Source organism: Rhizobium johnstonii 3841 (assembly GCF_000009265.1).
In the GTDB taxonomy this organism is placed as follows: domain Bacteria; phylum Pseudomonadota; class Alphaproteobacteria; order Rhizobiales; family Rhizobiaceae; genus Rhizobium; species Rhizobium acaciae.
Genome location: NC_008384.1, coordinates 53,825 through 71,019 on the forward strand (window position 1 = coordinate 53,825; position 17,195 = coordinate 71,019).

At 62.5% G+C, this 17,195-nt stretch carries 13 protein-coding genes; 3 read left to right on the top strand and 10 right to left on the bottom strand.

What is annotated here, in order from left to right; genetic code table 11:
- Window positions 1-139: 139 nt before the first annotated feature.
- From RL_RS29975 to RL_RS29985, 3 genes are all read left to right on the top strand, one after another.
- Window positions 140-1,471 (top strand): MFS transporter, encoded by a 1,332-nt coding sequence (locus RL_RS29975; RefSeq protein WP_011654799.1) that lies wholly within the window; start codon window positions 140-142, stop codon window positions 1,469-1,471.
- A 151-nt stretch (window positions 1,472-1,622) separates the two neighbouring features.
- Window positions 1,623-2,087: a hypothetical protein gene (locus RL_RS29980; protein ID WP_003548376.1), complete on the top strand. Its 465-nt coding sequence runs from the start codon at window positions 1,623-1,625 to the stop codon at window positions 2,085-2,087.
- On the top strand, window positions 2,084-2,374 hold the full coding sequence (locus RL_RS29985) for a type II toxin-antitoxin system RelE/ParE family toxin (protein ID WP_011654800.1): 291 nt from the start codon (window positions 2,084-2,086) through the stop codon (window positions 2,372-2,374). The genes RL_RS29980 and RL_RS29985 overlap by 4 nt, the downstream gene beginning before the upstream one ends.
- Window positions 2,375-2,382: 8 nt before the next feature.
- Here the strand turns inward: RL_RS29985 and RL_RS29990 are convergent, their stop codons facing one another.
- From RL_RS29990 to RL_RS30035, 10 genes are all read right to left on the bottom strand, one after another.
- Entirely contained in the window at window positions 2,383-2,850 is a 468-nt protein-coding gene (locus RL_RS29990) for a cyclic nucleotide-binding domain-containing protein (RefSeq protein ID WP_003548379.1), read from the bottom strand.
- 102 nt (window positions 2,851-2,952) lie between these two features.
- Window positions 2,953-5,667, bottom strand: a complete 2,715-nt coding sequence (locus RL_RS29995; protein WP_011654801.1) for an ABC transporter transmembrane domain-containing protein — start codon at window positions 5,665-5,667, stop codon at window positions 2,953-2,955.
- A 182-nt stretch (window positions 5,668-5,849) separates the two neighbouring features.
- Complete coding sequence (locus tag RL_RS30000; protein WP_173364460.1) at window positions 5,850-7,010, bottom strand: glycosyltransferase family protein; 1,161 nt, start codon at window positions 7,008-7,010, stop codon at window positions 5,850-5,852.
- The gene (locus RL_RS30005) at window positions 6,992-8,239 is read right to left on the bottom strand and encodes a glycosyltransferase (protein WP_011654803.1); all 1,248 of its coding nucleotides are present in this window, start codon (window positions 8,237-8,239) and stop codon (window positions 6,992-6,994) included. Before RL_RS30005 ends, RL_RS30000 begins: the two co-directional genes overlap by 19 nt.
- Before the next feature lie 9 nt (window positions 8,240-8,248).
- On the bottom strand, window positions 8,249-9,457 hold the full coding sequence (locus RL_RS30010) for a glycosyltransferase family protein (RefSeq protein WP_011654804.1): 1,209 nt from the start codon (window positions 9,455-9,457) through the stop codon (window positions 8,249-8,251).
- 96 nt (window positions 9,458-9,553) lie between these two features.
- Window positions 9,554-10,726 carry an ABC transporter permease gene (locus RL_RS30015; RefSeq protein WP_011654805.1) on the bottom strand — a complete coding sequence of 391 codons (1,173 nt, stop codon included), beginning with the start codon at window positions 10,724-10,726 and terminating at the stop codon, window positions 9,554-9,556.
- Entirely contained in the window at window positions 10,726-11,724 is a 999-nt protein-coding gene (locus tag RL_RS30020) for an ABC transporter permease (protein ID WP_003548391.1), read from the bottom strand. Before RL_RS30020 ends, RL_RS30015 begins: the two co-directional genes overlap by 1 nt.
- A 3-nt stretch (window positions 11,725-11,727) precedes the next feature.
- Window positions 11,728-13,635: an ABC transporter substrate-binding protein gene (locus tag RL_RS30025; RefSeq protein WP_011654806.1), complete on the bottom strand. Its 1,908-nt coding sequence runs from the start codon at window positions 13,633-13,635 to the stop codon at window positions 11,728-11,730.
- On the bottom strand, window positions 13,635-15,524 hold the full coding sequence (locus RL_RS30030; RefSeq protein ID WP_011654807.1) for an ABC transporter ATP-binding protein: 1,890 nt from the start codon (window positions 15,522-15,524) through the stop codon (window positions 13,635-13,637). Before RL_RS30030 ends, RL_RS30025 begins: the two co-directional genes overlap by 1 nt.
- 154 nt (window positions 15,525-15,678) lie before the next feature.
- Window positions 15,679-17,022 (bottom strand): adenylate/guanylate cyclase domain-containing protein, encoded by a 1,344-nt coding sequence (locus RL_RS30035; protein WP_041936859.1) that lies wholly within the window; start codon window positions 17,020-17,022, stop codon window positions 15,679-15,681.
- Window positions 17,023-17,195 lie beyond the last annotated feature (173 nt).

Below are 17,195 nucleotides of genomic sequence, written 5' to 3' on the forward strand. Positions count from 1 at the left end.
CGCTATTTTTTCCGTCTACGCCTCATTTTGAGCCGTGATGATGAACTATTTGCGTCTTACGGACTTGATAAGCCTGCAGGTTTGATCAAGATCAGGTTGAGGCGCCTTGCCGAAAGCGCCTCAACGAGGGAGGCGTTTCATGGCTACAACATCGCATTACGGACCGTCATCGTCGTCGCTGGAACGCGACGCGCGGCGCATTCACGACGACAAGCCGGTTTCGCCGGGTAGTATCGCCATCGGCGTGGTGATCGGCCGCATGTCGGAATTCTTCGATTTCTTCGTCTATGGCCTTGCCTCGGTTCTGGTCTTTCCACAGCTGGTCTTCCCCTTCGCGCCGGACAGGCTGACGGGCACGCTCTATTCCTTCGCCATCTTCTCGCTTGCCTTCCTGGCCCGCCCCGTCGGCTCCGTCGTCTTCATGACGATCGATAGGCTGTACGGTCGCGGCACCAAGCTGACGATCGCGCTTTTCCTGCTTGGCGGCTCCACCGCCTCGATCGCCTTCCTGCCGGGTTACAACGAGATCGGCGTCTGGTCGATCGCGTTGCTGGCGCTTTTCCGTCTCGGCCAGGGCTTCGCGCTCGGCGGCGCCTGGGACGGCCTTGCCTCGCTGCTCGCGCTCAACGCGCCGGCCAAGCACCGCGGCTGGTATGCGATGATCCCGCAGCTCGGCGCGCCGATCGGTTTTGCGCTGGCCAGTACCCTGTTCGGTTATTTCGTCGCCAATCTTTCCAGTGAGGATTTCCTCTCCTGGGGCTGGCGTTATCCCTTCTTCGTCGCCTTCGCGATCAACGTCGTGGCGCTGTTTGCGCGTTTGCGGCTGGTCATGACCAAGGAGTTCGGCACTCTGCTGGAGCAGCACGAGCTGGAAGCGGCCCCCATCCTCGACGTGCTGCGCGTGCACGGCCGCGACATCCTGATCGGCGCCTTCGTGCCGCTCGCGAGTTTTGCCATGTTCCACCTCGTCACCATTTTCCCGCTCGGCTGGATGAGCCTTTACGGCAACCAGCCGATCGGCGCCTTCATGGTGGTGCAGGTGATCGGCGCCGCGGTCGGTATCCTCACGATCATCGCCTCGGGCCTGATCGCCGACCGTATCGGCCGGCGCGCCCAGCTTGCCATCTGCGCCGTCATCATCGCCGTCTTCAGCTTTATCGGGCCGAGCCTGATCGCATCCGGCAACAGCGGCCATGACGCTTTCGTCATCATCGGCTTCGGCGTGCTCGGCCTTTCCTTCGGCCAGGCGACGGGCTCGATCTCATCCCGCTTCGGCCGCGGCTACCGCTATACGGGTGCAGCCTTCACCTCGGATCTGGCCTGGTTGATCGGCGCGGGTTTCGCGCCGCTGGTGGCGCTCAGCCTCTCCAGCCGCTTCGGCCTGACCTTCGTCGGCTACTACCTGCTGTCCGGCGCCATCTGCACGCTGGCAGCACTCGCCTTCAGCAGAGCGCTGGAGCAGCGCGAATAGACGGACCCGCACACACACACACACACACACAAACGGGCCTGCATGGGAAACCATGCAGGCTTTTGTTTTCGGGCTGCGCAATTCCAATTATTGAATGCATTGCAATCTATAATTAAATGCATATCCTTGTCGGCCTGAACGAGGATATGCCATGACTGCGGAAACCATCGATCATTCGACCCTTTCCCGCCTTGTCGAGGCGGGGGCGGTCGAGGCGGCCCATGTCGTCGGCAAGACCGGTGGCTGGTCCGTCGTCATCCGCTACGGCAAGGCCGAGCGCCCGCTCGCCGCCCAACGCAGCCGGCAGGTGCGCGTGTTCAAGCGCATGGAGACCTTGGTTTCTTACCTCAAGGATGTCGGCATCTCGCAGTTCGATGTCGATGCGGCCGATTACGTTTCCGAGACGGCACCGCGGCCGGATCGGGCCGCAGCTCTGCGTCGTACCCATGAGGCGGCGGAATACGACAAGTGGTTCCGCGAACAGGTCGAGGAAGCGATCCAGGAGGCCGATGGTCCGAACGCGGTCTGGATAAGTGCGCAGGATGCCGAAGAGCGAATGGACAAGCTTCGGGCTGAATTGCTCGCGCAGCTGGAATCAGGAGAAAAGGCTTCTTGATCGTCAAATGGCTGCAGCAGGCTCTTCTGGATCGGGAAGGTCAGATCCGGCACATCTTTGCCCAAAACCCAAAAGCTGCAATCGCATTGGACGATGTTATCCGACATCAGGCCAAGATGCTCGCCGATCACCCCGAAGCAGGACGCGGTGGCCGTCTTGGCGGGACGCGGGAATTGGTCATTCCGCGCACTGCATTCCTGCTGATCTATCGCATCGACAGAAAAGCACAGAGGGTGGAGATTTTGCGCCTTCTTCATGGTGCCCAACAATGGCCGCCAAAACGCTGAATGCAGTTTTACTGCGCCATCTGCGGCTGTTTCGGCGCACGCGCCGCTATCAGCTCGGCAGTGGTGTGGTTCAGGCGGTCGGCTAGCACCCGCATGATTTCCACGGCCATCTCCGGGAAATCGCTGAGCAGCTTCAGGAAGTGCTCCTTGCTGATGCGCAGCACCTCGAGCGGCGAGGTGGCGCGTACCGTTGCTGTGCGCGAGACATCGCAAAGGATGGCGATTTCGCCGACGATGGCATTGGGTTCGACGTCGGCGACCTTGATCTCGCCAGCCGGCGAGGCGACGATGATGTCGGCGGTACCCGAGAGAATGACGTAGGCGGCATCACCGACATCGCCTTGATGGAAGAGATTTTGCCCGACTTTGTAGGTCATGCGATCGGAGGTAAATGCCAAAAGCTTGAGCTTTGCTGGTGCGATCCTCGAAAAGATCGGCACCCTTCGCAGCATTTCGACTTCGTCTCTCAACAGCATGAGCGTTCCAATCCCCTGACGCAGGGTCCGCAGGACCAGGCGTCTTCAAATTCCGAGGCGTTCCCTATCGGGAACACCCACCATCGCCGCCCCTATAGAATATTACGATAACAGTTCCTTGAACATCCCGTTTTTCTCGGAAAGTTCGGGATAGTTTCCGGCTTCCGCCAACCCGCCGCGGTCAAAGAGCAGGATTCGGTCGAACATCTCGGCCTGCCGGGCATTGGAGAGCACCCAGATGATCGCCGGCCGATGGCCTTCTTCGTGCAGGCCTTCGATGATGTTGCGGGTGATCCGATCCTGAACGCGCTGGTCGAGCGCCGACAGTGGCCGGTTGAAGATGAAATAGTCCGAGCGCTTCAACAGCGCGCGGGCCAGGTTCAGCTTCTGCCGCTGCACCATGGTCAGCCGCTTGCCGCCGGAGCCGACGTCGAATTCGAGGCCGATCGACAGCACGTCGTCATAAAGGTCGAGCGCATCGAAGAGCTCGCCCATGATGCCTCGGATGCGGTCGGAGGCATCGGCTTGCTGATAGGCGATACGGCCGAAGAGCACATTGTCCATCAGGCTTGCCGACGGCGTGAAACGCTCGGCGTCGTAGCGCTCGATCAGTTCGGCGAGATCGGCCGGAATTCGCTCGTGGAACTGCTTGCGGGCGCTGACGATCTTGTCCATGAGCTCGTTCGTTAGCAAGCCGAAGCGGTGGCGCGGCTCGATATAGGCAAAACTCAGCCGGATGATGGCCGAACGCTCCTGGGGTGTCGCGTCCTCGAAGCGGCGGCTTTGCAGCTTCTGCAGCAGCGCCTGGTAGGTCGGGATGTCGTCCGCCGTCATGAAGGTCAGTTGCTGGAAGAAAGGATGGTCCGGCGGCAGGTCGTGGAAGAGTTCCACCGCGTTCTCGGCGATCTCGAGGCCCATGGCGTAGAGATCGGTGCTGAGGCCGGTCTCACGGAAGAGCTGCTGGAAATAAGGATGCGCAGCAAGCCTGCGGTTGGTCATCAAAGGCCGCTTCATCGTGCCGAAGAGCAGGTTCTCGCCAACCGTCGCCTGGGCATTGTAGGCGTCGAAATCGAAAGGCACGACGATCGTGTCGAGCCCCTCGTCGCGCAGCCGGTCGCGCAGCGAGGCGCGTAGCGCGACGACATGGTCGCCGAGCGCCACATGCACGTCGGTGTTGACAGTCGAGCGCAGCGCCAGATCGAGGATGTCCTGCGAGATCAGGACGGCGTCGAGCACCGGGCGGATCGCTTTCAGAATGTCCTCGGGGCCGCTTGCGCCGGCGGCCTTGTAGTCCACCCAGTCGCTGTTGAGGTCGAGCGTCGGATTGCCGGCCTTCTCCGCCTCGGCGGAATGCCATTTATACTCCAGCGCTTCCCGCTCGTCGTAGACGGGATCGGTCATCGGCGCATGTTTCAGGCCGTAGAGCAGATTGCTGGCGAGCGTGCCGTGGAAGAAGAAGGTGTCGGACGAGGCATAGGAGATCCGCCGGCCGGTGATCGATTCCGGCATGTCGAGGAGATCACGGCCGTCGATGGTGATGCGGCCGGAGTCCGGCCAGACCATGCGGCCGAGCGCTTCGGCGAAAGCTTCCGCGCCGCTGCCGTTCGGCCCGACGATCGCCACCGTCTCGTTCGGCTTGATCTCGACGGACACGTGGTCGACGAGGCGGGCGCCGCTGTCGTCGGAGAGCGACAGGTTGGTGACGACGAACGCGCCCGTCAGCGCGCCGACCGGGGCGGTGGCCAGTTCCTGGATACGGCTGTCGATCAGCGGCTCGATATTGAACTGCTCATAGACCTGCTGGTACTTCACCTGCACGTCCTGGCGCATCTGGTCCCAGTCGATCAGTTCCTTCAGCGGACCGGGCAGATCTTTATAGGCTGATATGACGGCGACGAGCTGGCCGATGTCGAGCCGGCCCTGCAGCGCCAGGTAGCCGCCGATCGCGTAAAACAGGAAAGGCGTGACCTGGGCGAGGAAGTTGTTGATGAACTTCACCAGGAACTTCCACTGGTAAAGGTCGTAGCGGATCGAGAAGATCCGGCCGAGCCGCGAGGCGATGTCGGCGCGCTCGAGGTTCGATGTATCGTTGCCGTGGATCGTGCCGATGCCGTCGACGATTTCGCCGACGCGGCCGGAGAGCTCGCGCGCCGTCAGCTGCCGCTGGCGGCCGAGATCCAGCAGCCGCTTGCGCATGCGGGGAATGACGATTGCCTGCACGCCGACGATGCCGGCGGCGATCATGCCGAGCCAGAAATTCTGCACGATGATGAAGGCGAGCGCCGTGATCGCCTGACCGCCGAGAAGGGCTGGAGAGACGAAGGCATCACCGGTGAAGCCGCCCATCGGCTCCACCTCGTCCTTGATCATCGTGGCGATTTCGGCCGATTTCACCCGCTTGAAATGGATGGGCGGAAACCGCAGCACCCGGTCGATGAGCTCGAAGCGGATACGGCGCAGCATGCGTTCGCCGAGCCGGCCCTTATAGGTGTTGATATAGAACTTGAAGAGGCCGTTCAGAACCACCAGCGCTAGAAAAACCAGGCTGAGCGCCATCAACATCTGGAAGCGGTTGAGCTGCAACCCTTGAAAGAATTCGACATGGCCGATCAGCGGAATGTCGTAGGCAATATGCATGAAGGTCTGCCTTGCGCCCGGACCTTCGAACCCGTCTCCCTGGATCGGTCCGTTGACGATCTGCTTCGGCAGGTCGAAGGACAGGAAATAGGGCACCATAGAGGCGGCGACGACAGCCAGAATCCACAGCTGCTGCAGCCGCGTGTTCTTCCAGATGTAGCGGGCGAGGCTTTTTTCCATGGCTAACCGTCAGCTTGCTGGGAAATCCCGGGGGCGCGATCCGGGCGCCGGGACGGGGAGAAATTTTGAGAAGAGGGTCATGCAGCCGGACCGCCGATATCGCAATGAAAACAAGGCGAAGCGACCGGCTGCAATAGTGCCGATTCTCGCCGGAACATTTCTTATACCACAGGAATTTTGGATTAGGCGAGGGATTCGGCAATCATGGAGCGAATGATGAGGGCGGTTTTCTCCGCCCCGTCGAGGTCGAGCAAGACCGGCCCCCGTGGCTGTGCGGCGAGCGCCTTTTCGACCGCCTCTTTCACATGGCCCGACGTCAGTCCGTTTTCCGGCAGAATATCGGCGAGGCCGAGCGCCTGCAGCCGTTCGGCGCGCACCGTCTGTTCGGTCTCGCCGCCGGCGACGAAGGGGATAAGGATCGCCCGGCATTCGGTGCGCAGGAGATCGCCGACCGTGTTGTAGCCTGCCTGCGAGATCGATACCCTGGCGCCACGCAGGAGCGAGGGAAAGTCCTTTCGGAAGCGCACCAGCGTCACGTTCGGGGCCGCATCCTCTGATAGTGCTGCGAAATCGGCCTCCGGCAGGTTCGGGCCGGCGACCAGCAGCCAGCGAAGATCGTCCGGCAGCAGCGCTGCCGCCTCTTTCGCCGCGCCGATCAGCGCAGCACCGACCGCGCCGCCGCCCGCCGATGCGATGATGTCGAATGTCTCGGTCGGTTCCGGCGCCGGCGGTGGTGCGACGAGGCCGGTATAAACCAGCCTGTCGGCGATCTCTGATGTCAGTGGGAAGGTATCCTCAAGCCTGACGAAACCGGGATCGCCGTGGACGAGCACGGCATCGAAATGCTCCTTGACCAGCGTGACCGTCTCCGCGTCGCGGCCGGCCTTGCGGTTTTCCTGCAGGATGTCGCGCACCGAGCTCAAGAGTTTCGGCCGGGGTTCGGCCTTTTCGATCGCCTCGAGCAAGGGCAGGAGTTCGAAGCGCATCTGTCGCCGGCCGAAGGGGAAGGCTTCGATGATGACGACATCGGGCCTTGCGGCATGAAAGGCATCGAGCAGCAGCTGGCGGCGGGCATTGAGGAAATCCTCGCCCGCTGGCCGGCCATCGGCATCGGCAAGGCCGGAGAAACCGGCATTGCTGGCGACGACCGCCGGCAGGGCCACGGTCTTTATGCCTTCGCCCGGAAAGCCCGGCACCGGCAGGCCGCCGGTCACGACAGTCACGTCAAAACCGTTCTTCACCAGCGCATTGGCGATGCGGCTGGCGCGGGCTATGTGGCCGATGCCGAGCAGATGCTGGACGTAGAAGAAAATGCGCGGTGCCGTCATGACGCTTTCTGCCATTCGGCCTCGAAGAGGCCGGTGAGCTGTCTGATGCTGGAGTGATAGTCGAAATGTTCGCGCACCTGGCTTTCGGCGGCGTCGCCGAGGCGCTTGCGCAGTGCCGGGTCGCGGATCGCCGCCTCCAGCGCTCCGGCCAGCAGCGCCGGGTCCTCCGGCGGTACGACGAGGCCGTTTTCACCGTTCTTCAAGAGTTCCGGCACGCCGGATACGTCGGTCGAGAGGCAGACGAGCCGCTGGCTGGAGGCTTCGACCAGGACGTTCGGCAAGCCGTCGCGGTCGCCGTTGGCGGCGATGCGGCAGGCGAGCGCGAAGAGGTCGGCGCGGCGGTAATGGTCGAGCACGTCTTCCTGCGCCATGGCGCCCTTCCAGACGATGCGGGCGGAGATGCCGAGTTCGGTCGCCAGCGCCTTCAGTTTCGCAAGCTCCTCGCCGCCGCCGATATGGTCCATGCGCCAGTGAAGGTCGGCAGGCAGCAGCGCCAGCGCCCGCAGCAGCACGTCGTAGCCCTTCTTCTCGACGGCGCGGCCGACGCTGAGGATGAAGGCCGGATCGTCGGGATCGCTGCCGGTCCGGTTCGAACGCTCCCCGGCAAAATGGCCGAAGCGGGCGAGATCGAGACCGTGGTAACTCAGGTGCACGGCCTCCTTGCGTGACGTCAGCGTGCGCATGTGTTCGTAGCCCGTCCTGGTGCAGGTGACGGTCCAGCGGGCGCTGGCGAGTTTCTCCTTCAGCTCCCAGTCGGGCGACGTCCAGATATCCTTGGCATGCGCCGAACAGGTCCAGGGCGTGCCCGTGAGGATGCTCGCATATTCCGTCACCGAGGCCGGCGTGTGGATGAAATGGGCATGCAGCCATTCGCCCTCGTCCGGCCATTCGCGCCCCAGCACCAGCGCCTGGCCGAGACGGCGGAAGCGGTTGCGGGAGAGGTCGCGCTTGAGATCGGCGAGGAAGCGTTTCATCAGCGCCTTGAAGCCGGGTTTGGAGAACCCGGCGATGAGGCCTTTCAGCACGCGGATCGGCTCCTCGTGCAGATATTCCGGCAGGTAGACGACACGCGCCCTGATCTCGTCATGCACCGGATGGCGCTTCTTGTCGGTCGGCCGGCGCATCGAAATCAGCGTGAGGTCGAAGCCGGCCTTTTCGAGGCCGAGCAGCTCCTGGGCGATGAAGGTTTCCGAAAGGCGGGGATAGCCCTTCAGCACGACGAGGATCTTGCGGCGTGGCGGCAAGGCTTTGCCCTATTCCGCGCCGACGAGGGAAAGGTGGCTGCCGCGGCTGTCGATCCACCGGCCGACGGTCTGCGAGATATGGTCCAGGCCTTCGAGACGCATATTGGCGCCGCTCTTTGATGGCGGCTGGCGCAAGGGCAGGCGCTTCAGCGCCTCGGCCATGATGGTCGGATCGGCCGACTGCTCCGGCAGCAGCATGTCGACGAGGCCGAGTTCGCTCGCCCGCTTGGCGCGCAGCAGTTGTTCCTCGCGTGGCTTGACGCGCGGCACGATGAGCGCCGGCTTGTCGAAGGAAAGGATCTCGCAATAGGTGTTGTAGCCGCCCATGGCGACGACGCCGGTGGCGCTGTCGATCAGCTCTTCCATGTGATTGTCGAACTCGATCACCTCGATATAGGGAATGGCTTCCCCCTTCTGCACCAGCTTGGCCCGCTCGGCGGCCGGCATATAGGGCCCGAGCACCACGAGCGCCTTCTGCGTCAGCGTCGGATCGGCCTCATAGGCATTCATGACGTCGTGGACGAGATCGGAGCCGTCGCCGCCGCCGCCTGTGGTGACGAGGATGTAATTGTCCTTGCGGGCGTTGATCGAGGTCTTGCCCCTGGAGACGCTGCGCTGCAGGAAGCCGACGAAATCCATCTTCCGGCGCAGGCTGGCCGGCACGTCGAGGCCGATCAGCGGATCGTAGAAATCCGGCGGACCGTAGACCCAGACGCTATCGTAATATTGGTCGATCTTCTGCATGATGCTGTTTTTCTTCCACTCGGCCTCGAGCAGGTGCGGCGCATCCATGATCTCGCGAAGCCCCAGCACCAGAACGGTGCCGCGTGCCTTGAGATAGGCGAGCGTATCCTCGATCTCGCCCTTCAGTCCCATCGGTTCCTTGTCGACGATGAAGATATCGGGCTGGAAGGTCTCGGCCGTGTGGCGAATGCTCGCTTCGCGCATCTTCAGCGTTTCGTGCAGGTCGATATGGCTGGCAAGCGACGTATATTCGCCGTTGCGCAGCTTGATGACGCTCGGGATCTTCACGAAGTCGACGCGGGCGCGGTAGTCGAAGGCGCCGGCGATCGTGGCACCCGAAATGATCAGGATGTTGAGGCCGCGATAATCCTCGACCAGCGCATGGGCGATCGCGCGACAGCGGCGCAGATGGCCGAGACCGAAAGTGTCGTGGCTGTACATGAGGATGCGCGCATCTTCGAGACGTCTGGACATGGGCATCCCTTCTGGGGTCAGCAACATAGTTAGTACCCCCACCGTCCGGAGGCCAAGAGGTGGGGGCGGTGCCGTGATGGGCCGCCGCGTTTCCTGCTATTTGTAGGGATCTGCCGCATCACGCAAGCCGTCTCCCAGAAAGTTGAACGCCAAAATGACGAGAACAACAGGAATGATCGGATAGAGCAGCCATGGATAGAAGGCGATGACGCTGACGCTTTTTGCCTCGGTCAGCAGGATGCCCCAGCTGGTGATCGGCGGACGAAGGCCGAGGCCGAGGAAGGAGAGCGCAGTCTCTCCAAGGATCATGCCGGGGATTGAAATCGTCGCCGAAGCAATGAGATGCGACATGAAGCCCGGCACCAGATGCCGGCCGATGATGCGCGGCGTGCTGGCGCCCATCAGCTGTGCGGCCTGGACATAATCCTCCTCGCGCAGCGCCAGGAGCTTGGAGCGCACGGCACGCGCCAGCCCCGTCCAGTCGATGATGCCGAGGATGACGGTGATGCCGAAATAGATGACGATCGGGCTCCAGGTCACCGGCATGATGGCGGCCAGCGCCATCCACAGCGGCAGGCTCGGCAGCGATTGCAGCACTTCGATCAGGCGCTGGACGATGAGATCGAAAATGCCGCCGCGATAACCGGCAAGACCGCCGATGACGATGCCGAGCACGAAGCTGATCGAAATGCCGATCAGACCGATGGTCAGCGATATCCGCGCGCCGTAGAGGATGCGCGAAAGCACGTCACGGCCGAGCCGGTCGGTGCCGAGCAGGAACATCTGCCCGCCGATCGCCGGACAGACGAGATGATAGTTCGACGCGACAACCCCCCAGAATTTATAGGCATCGCCGCGGCAGAAGAAACGGATCGGCTGCACGTCGTTCGTCTTGTCCGTATAGACGCGGTGCAGAGTATCGATATCGAGCGTCATGCTGCGGCCGTAGACGAAGGGACCGACGAAGCTGCCCTTGTCGAAGAAGTGGATGGGCTGCGGCGGCGCATGGATGAAATCGACATTGCGCGTGTGCAGGCCGTAGGGCGCCAGGAACTCGACGATCAGGATCATCAGGTAGACGGCGGCGAGAAAGATGCCGGAGATCAAGGCCAGCTTGTGCTGCTTGAACTTCCACCACATCAGCTTTTTCTGCGAGGCGAGATGGATGCGCGATTGCGCCGCCGTCATGCTTTCGGTCGCCTGCGGATCGAAAGGAGCGGTCGAGACGTAATGGGGAAGCGGCGCGCCGGGTGCGGGAAGGGGCGACATTATTTGGTGCTCCTGCCTTGCAGACGGATGCGGGGATCGAGGAAGCCGAGCGCGATGTCGGAGATCAGCACGCCGATGACGTTGAGGAAGGCCAGGAACATCAGGAAGGAGCCGGCGAGGTACATGTCCTGGCTCTGTAGCGCCTTGATGAGCATCGGCCCCGTCGTCTCCAGCGACAGCACGATCGCGACGATCTCGGCGCCCGAGATGATCGACGGCAGGATCGAGCCGATATCGGCGACGAAGAAGTTGAGCGCCATGCGCAGCGGATATTTGACCAGCGCCTTGAGCGGCGGCAGGCCCTTGGCGCGGGCGGTGACGACATACTGCTTCTGCATCTCGTCGAGCAGATTGGCGCGCAGCCGCCGGATCATGCCGGCCGTGCCGGCCGTGCCGACGATGATGACCGGGATCCACAGGTGAGAGAGGATCGACCGCGCCTTCTCCCAGCTCATCGGCGCCGAGATATATTGCTGGTCCATCAGGTGGCCGATCGAGATGCCGAACCAGATATTGGCGAAATACATCAGGATCAACGCCAGCATGAAGTTCGGAATGGCGATGCCGAGCAGGCCGAGGAACGTCAGCCCGTAATCACCCCAGCTGTACTGGTGGGTGGCCGAATAGATGCCGATCGGAAAGGCGATCAGCCAGGTGAGCAGGATCGTCGTGAAGGAGACGAGCATCGTCAGCCACAGACGATCGCCGACCACGTCGGAGACCGGCAGCTGGTATTCGAAGGAATAGCCGAAATCGCCGTGCAGCATGCCGCCGACCCAGTAGAAATAGCGCACGATCTCCGGCTTGTCGAAGCCGTATTGCTGGCGCATCTCCTCGATTTCCTGGAGATTGGCGGTCTCGCCGGAGGCACGCAGCTCGGCGATCTGGCTCTCGAAGAAGTCGCCCGGCGGCAGCTCGATGATGGTGAAGACCAGCGCCGAAATGACGAAGAGCGTCGGCACCATGGCGGCGATGCGCCAGAGAATGTATCTGAGCACGCCTCAGGCCTCCTTGTACCAGAATGCATCCGGCATGTAGACGCCGAGATAGGAGGTGGGATCGAAGCCGTAGAGCGCTTTCTCCGGCAGGTTCTGCAGCTTGGCGGCGCGAAGGATCGGCTGCAGCGTGCTGTTGATGAGACCGATCGAGAACACCTGCTGCGTATAGAGCGACAGCATCTTGTGCCAGATCACCTGGCGCTCCTCGAATTTCGCGGTCGAGCCCCATTGGCTGAGCAGGTCGACCATTTCGGCGGCCTCCGGCAGGTCTGGTGCGACGCCCTCCTGGCCGGCGGAGAGGTAATGCATGCCCCAGAGCGGCCATTGCAGCTGATCGTCGAGCGTCGGCGCAAGGCCTGAAGGCGACATGTCGGCCGTCGGCACGCCATTGTCGAGGCCGTACCAGATCGACATCATGATCGAGCCGCTCATGGCGCGGTTGCGAAAGACGTCGCGCTGCGAGGTGCGGGTATAAAGCGCCAGGCCGATATTGGCCCAGTGATCGTGCACCAGTTCCAGCACGTCGGTGTCGAGATTGCTTTCGCCGGCCGTCTCGACGGTGATCTCGGCGCGCCGCCCGTCCGGCAGCAGCCGGATGCCGTCGTCGTCGCGTTTGGTCAAGCCGAGCTCGTCGAGCAGCCGGTTGGCCTCGTCGGGATCAAACTTCACGAAGGCGTCGGCATATTCCTGCTTGAAGAGCGGACTGTCGGGCAGGACCGTATCGGCGCTTGGCGTGCCGAGACCGTAGAAGGCGACCATGTTGATCTCGTGCCGGTCGATCGCCAGCGACAGCGCCCGGCGCAGGCGCACGTCGCGGAACAGGCCGCGCCACACCTCGTCGGCACAGTTGAGGTTCGGCAGCAACGTGATGCGCGAGCCGCGCGCGAGCTTCCAGAGATTGACCTTCACCGGGAAGCGCTTCTCGGCCTCCTTCAGGAAGGTGTAGTCGTTGAAATCGATGCCGGTCACCTGCAGGTCGGCTTCGCCTGCACCCGCCTTGGCGGCGATGATCGACGAGGAGGAGACGTTGAGGATGAAACGGTCGAGATAGGGAAGCTGCCTGCCGTTCTCGTCGATGCGGTGGAAGAACGGGTTGCGCTCGAAGACGAACTGCTCGGACGGCAGCGGCGTCGTATTGCGCCAGGGATCGAGCGTCGGCAGGTTCGGATTTTCCGGACGGTAGGAGCGCGCCATCTTGATGTGCAGATCCTGCCATTTCTTGACGCGGTAGGTCTTCATCAGCTCGTCCATCTTCGCCTGGTCGGGCTGGAATTTCTTGTGGAACTGCTTGAGATAATGACCAGGGCCGAAGATGACGAGCGGCTGCGGGCCTGCCAGCGTCGGCAGGAACATCGGGTTGGGTTTTTCCCAGCTGTAGCGCACGGTCAGCGGATCGAGCATCTCGAAGCGCGGCAGGCTGCCGTGCGGGCGAAGCTCCAGCGCGCCGCCGCCCGGCGTCAGCTTGTCGTTCAGGATGACGTCTTCCCACCAGTAGCGGAAATCGTCGGCCGTGAACGGCTGGCCGTCGGACCATTTATGGCCCTCGCGCAGCGTGAAGGTGAAGACCGTGTCGTCTTCGGACTGGAAACCGGCCAGGATATCCGGCTGGAACTGCAGGTGCTTGTTGTAGCCGACCAGGCGGGCATAGCCGTAGATCGTCATGAAACGGATGTCGCGCTGGCTGCCGATGATGGTGCGCACCGTGCCGCCATAGGCACCGGGTTCGAGCCCCATCTCCTTCAGGTTGACGATGCGCGGGCGGACGGGAATGCGCTCGGCCATCGGCGGCAGGCTGCCTGATGTCAGCCGTTCCTTCAGGAATTCCGGCTCGCCGACCTGCCCGGCGCGAAGCACCGCGGGTGCGATCGCAGCACCCACAAGGCCACCGAGAAACGTGCGACGCGTCACCATCAGCGCAACTCCTTGGCATCGGCGCCTTTGCGGGCGCGCACCAGATGGCCGTCGCCGAGGTCGGCATAGGCAAGTTCGGAAGCGTCGTCGTGTTCGGCGGTGAAGGTCGTGCCCCAGTTCTGCTTGTCGGCGGCGCCGTTTTCCCTGAGCGCCTTGAAATCGAGCGGCCGGTCGAGATCGGGGAAGGGGACGGCGGCGAGCAGCGATTTCGTATAGGGGTGCACCGGATCGCGCAGGATGATCTCGCGCGGCGCAATCTCGACGATGCGGCCCTTGCACATCACCGCGATGCGGTCGGCCATATAATCCACGACGGCGAGATTGTGCGAAATGAACAGGTAGGTAAGCCCCAGTTCCTTCTGCAGGTCCTTCAACAGGTTGAGGATCTGCGCCTGCACGGAGACGTCAAGTGCCGAGACCGGCTCGTCGAGGATGACGAGCTTCGGGCCGAGCGCGAGTGCGCGCGCGATGCCGATGCGCTGGCGCTGGCCGCCCGAAAAACTGTGCGGGTAACGGCTGAGATAACGTTTGTCGAGGCCGATTGCCGCCATCAATCCTTCGACCTTGCGCTTGCGCTCGTCACTGTCGCCGCGGTCATGGATCTCGAGCGGTTCACTTAAGATGTTGCGCACCGTCATGCGCGGCGAAAGCGAGGAGACCGGATCCTGGAACACCATCTGGATCTTGGTCCGCATGTCCTGCAGTTCGGCGCCTTTGACGGAGAGGACGTCGACGACCTCCTTGCCGTCGTTGAACACCACCGCGCCGCTGTCCGGCGTGATGGCGCGCATCAGGATCTTGCTGAGCGTCGTCTTGCCGCAGCCGGACTCGCCGACCAGGCCGAGACATTCGCCGCGGCGGATGTCGAAGCTGACGTCGTCGACGGCGCGCAGGACGGTGGCTTCGTGCTTGCCGAAGAAACTGCGCTTGCGCGTCTTGTAGGTCTTCGAGAGATTGGCGACGGACAGCAGGATGCCTGGCGCCTCTGCCTGGAGCGGCTTCTTCTTGCCGACGAGGGACTCGAGATTGACCGTCACCTCGCGCAGCGCTTTCAGCCGCTCGCCGGGTTTCATGTCGAAATGCGGAACGGCGGCCATCAGGCCCTTGAGATAGGGATGCTGCGGATTGCGGAAGATATCCTCGACCGGCCCGGCCTCCATGATCTCGCCATGATAGATGACGACCACCTCGTCGGCCATGTTGGCGACGATGCCGAGATCGTGGGTGATCAGCAGCATCGCCATGCCGAGCTTGGCCTGCAGCTCGCGCAGCAGTTCGAGGATCTGCGCCTGGATCGTCACGTCGAGCGCCGTCGTCGGCTCGTCGGCGATCAACAGCGCCGGCTTGCAGATCAGCGCCATGGCGATCATCGCGCGCTGGCGCATGCCGCCGGACAGTTCGAACGGATACATGTCGTAGGTGCGATGTGGGTTGGAAAAGCCGACCAGGCCGAGCATCTCCTCGGTCTTTTCACGGGCTTCCTGCTTGTCGGCTTCGGTATGGATCAGCAGCACTTCGCTGATCTGATTGCCGATCGTATGCAGCGGCGAGAGCGAGGTCATCGGCTCCTGGAAGATCGTCGCCATGCGGCGGCCGCGCAGGTCGCGCATTTCCTCGCTGTCGCGCGGAAAGGACAGGATATCGGTCGTGCTGCCGTCGAGCGGATCGGTGAACAGGATGCTGCCCGAGGCCTTGGCCGGATTGGGCAGGATGCCCATGATCGACTGGCTGATCACCGATTTTCCCGAGCCGGATTCACCGACGAGAGCGGTGACCTTGCCCGGAAGAATGCGAAGATTGGCTTGTTTTACGACGCGTAGCCGGTCACCGAAAACCGAGAAGGAGACGTCGAGATTTTCAATACGCAACAGATCCGCTGCAGACGCCATACCAATGAAATTCCCCAGTCTTCTATGTTCCCGTTAAGCCACACTAGCGTACCGCAAACGGGGTGTCCAGTTGATGACAATCATAGAAAAACCCCCACGTCCCGCCGAAGTTCCCCGGGCGAGACGCGCGAATTATCACAGGGGTTGCAGGCTGTTACTGGATGAACTTCTCCATGCTGCTGCGCTCGACATGTTTCTTGGCGTCGCGATGCAGGAGAATGACCTGCTCGGCTTCCGACAGTCCGTTCTGCACGGCCTCGCGGAAGCTCTCGTCGACGTTGATTGCGGGTGCCGGCGCACGCGGCTGCAGCACGGTCACCTTCTGGCGGATGCCGCGCAGCTTCTCCTCGCCGAGCGTCGTCCATTCGCCGCCGCAGTAACCGGCGAAGGCCTGGCTGGCGACGACCTCGCGGCCGTATTTCTTGGTCAGGATCTGCAGGCGTTGCACCTCGTTGACCGCCGAGCCGAAGGCGGAGAAGGTCAGGCGGTCCTTGAGGCCGACATTGCCGAACATGACGTTGCCGACATGCAGGCCGATGCCGTAGCCGACCCTGGTCATGCCCTTCTGCTCGCGGTCCCTGTTGAGCTCGGCGACCCGTGCCTGCGCCTGATGGACGGCCGAAAGAGCCGCCTCGCAGGCAATTTTCGATGGGTCCTTATGGCGCCCGCAAGGATAGACGGCGAGAAAGCCGTCGCCGAGGAAACTCAGGATCTCGCCGCCATTGCGGTTGAACGGGGCGGCGATCGCGTCGAAGAACTGGTTCAGCGTGTCGATATAGGCCTGCCGGCCTTCCTTTTCGGCATAGACGGTGGATTCGCGCATGTCGCCCATGACGAGGGCTGCGCGGATCGTCTCGCCGTCGCCGCGGCGGATCTGGCCGTTCAGCACCCGCTTGCCGGCGTCGCCGCCGAGATAGGTGGTCAGCATGTTGTTGGCGAGCTTGCCGAGCACCGCCATCTTGGCGGCGACCGCCAGATGGTTCTGCATCCTGAGCAGCGCGTCGATCATGTCGTCGGAAAAGCCGGTGTGATGGTCCGTTGACCAGGAACCCATCATGCCCTGCACCGAGCCGTCGCCGAAGGGCTGCACGAAGGCGAGATAGTCGGTGATGCTATCCTTGCGCAGGTCCTCGAAAATCGGGAATTCGTTCGGCCCATCCTGCATCAGCCGGCGGCGGATGTGCTGCAGATTGTTGTCGAGCAGGTAATAATATGGGCTCTGCAGGAAGCGGTCCGGCTTCTGCCCGGCGGGCATGCGGAAGCCCTCGATGGTAACGCCGCTGGCGCGCCGCCAGGTGAAGCTCAGCGCATCGTAAAGCGGGTGCAGCATCGAAAAAGAAAGATGCACGCGCGCAAGTGGCAGACCCGCGGCAGTCAACCTTTCGCAGAAACCGCGCACGATGTTTTCAAGCTCGTCTCCGGCCAGCGAAGAGTTCGTCAGCCATTCAGCGACCCGGTCCAAAAGGATGGAGGACACGCTGGATTCGATCGTGCTCATTCTCGGTATGATCCTCATAAGGCACGCCATCCCCAAGAGCCAAAAGTCCCTCGGCCGGCACATTTTCATGCGCAGGTCACAAGGAAATCAGGATGTACGAGCGGTATTATTGTGTCAACGATCTGCCGAAAGCCCGGCAGCGGCGCCCCTCAGTTCCCCCATGGCGGGATCGG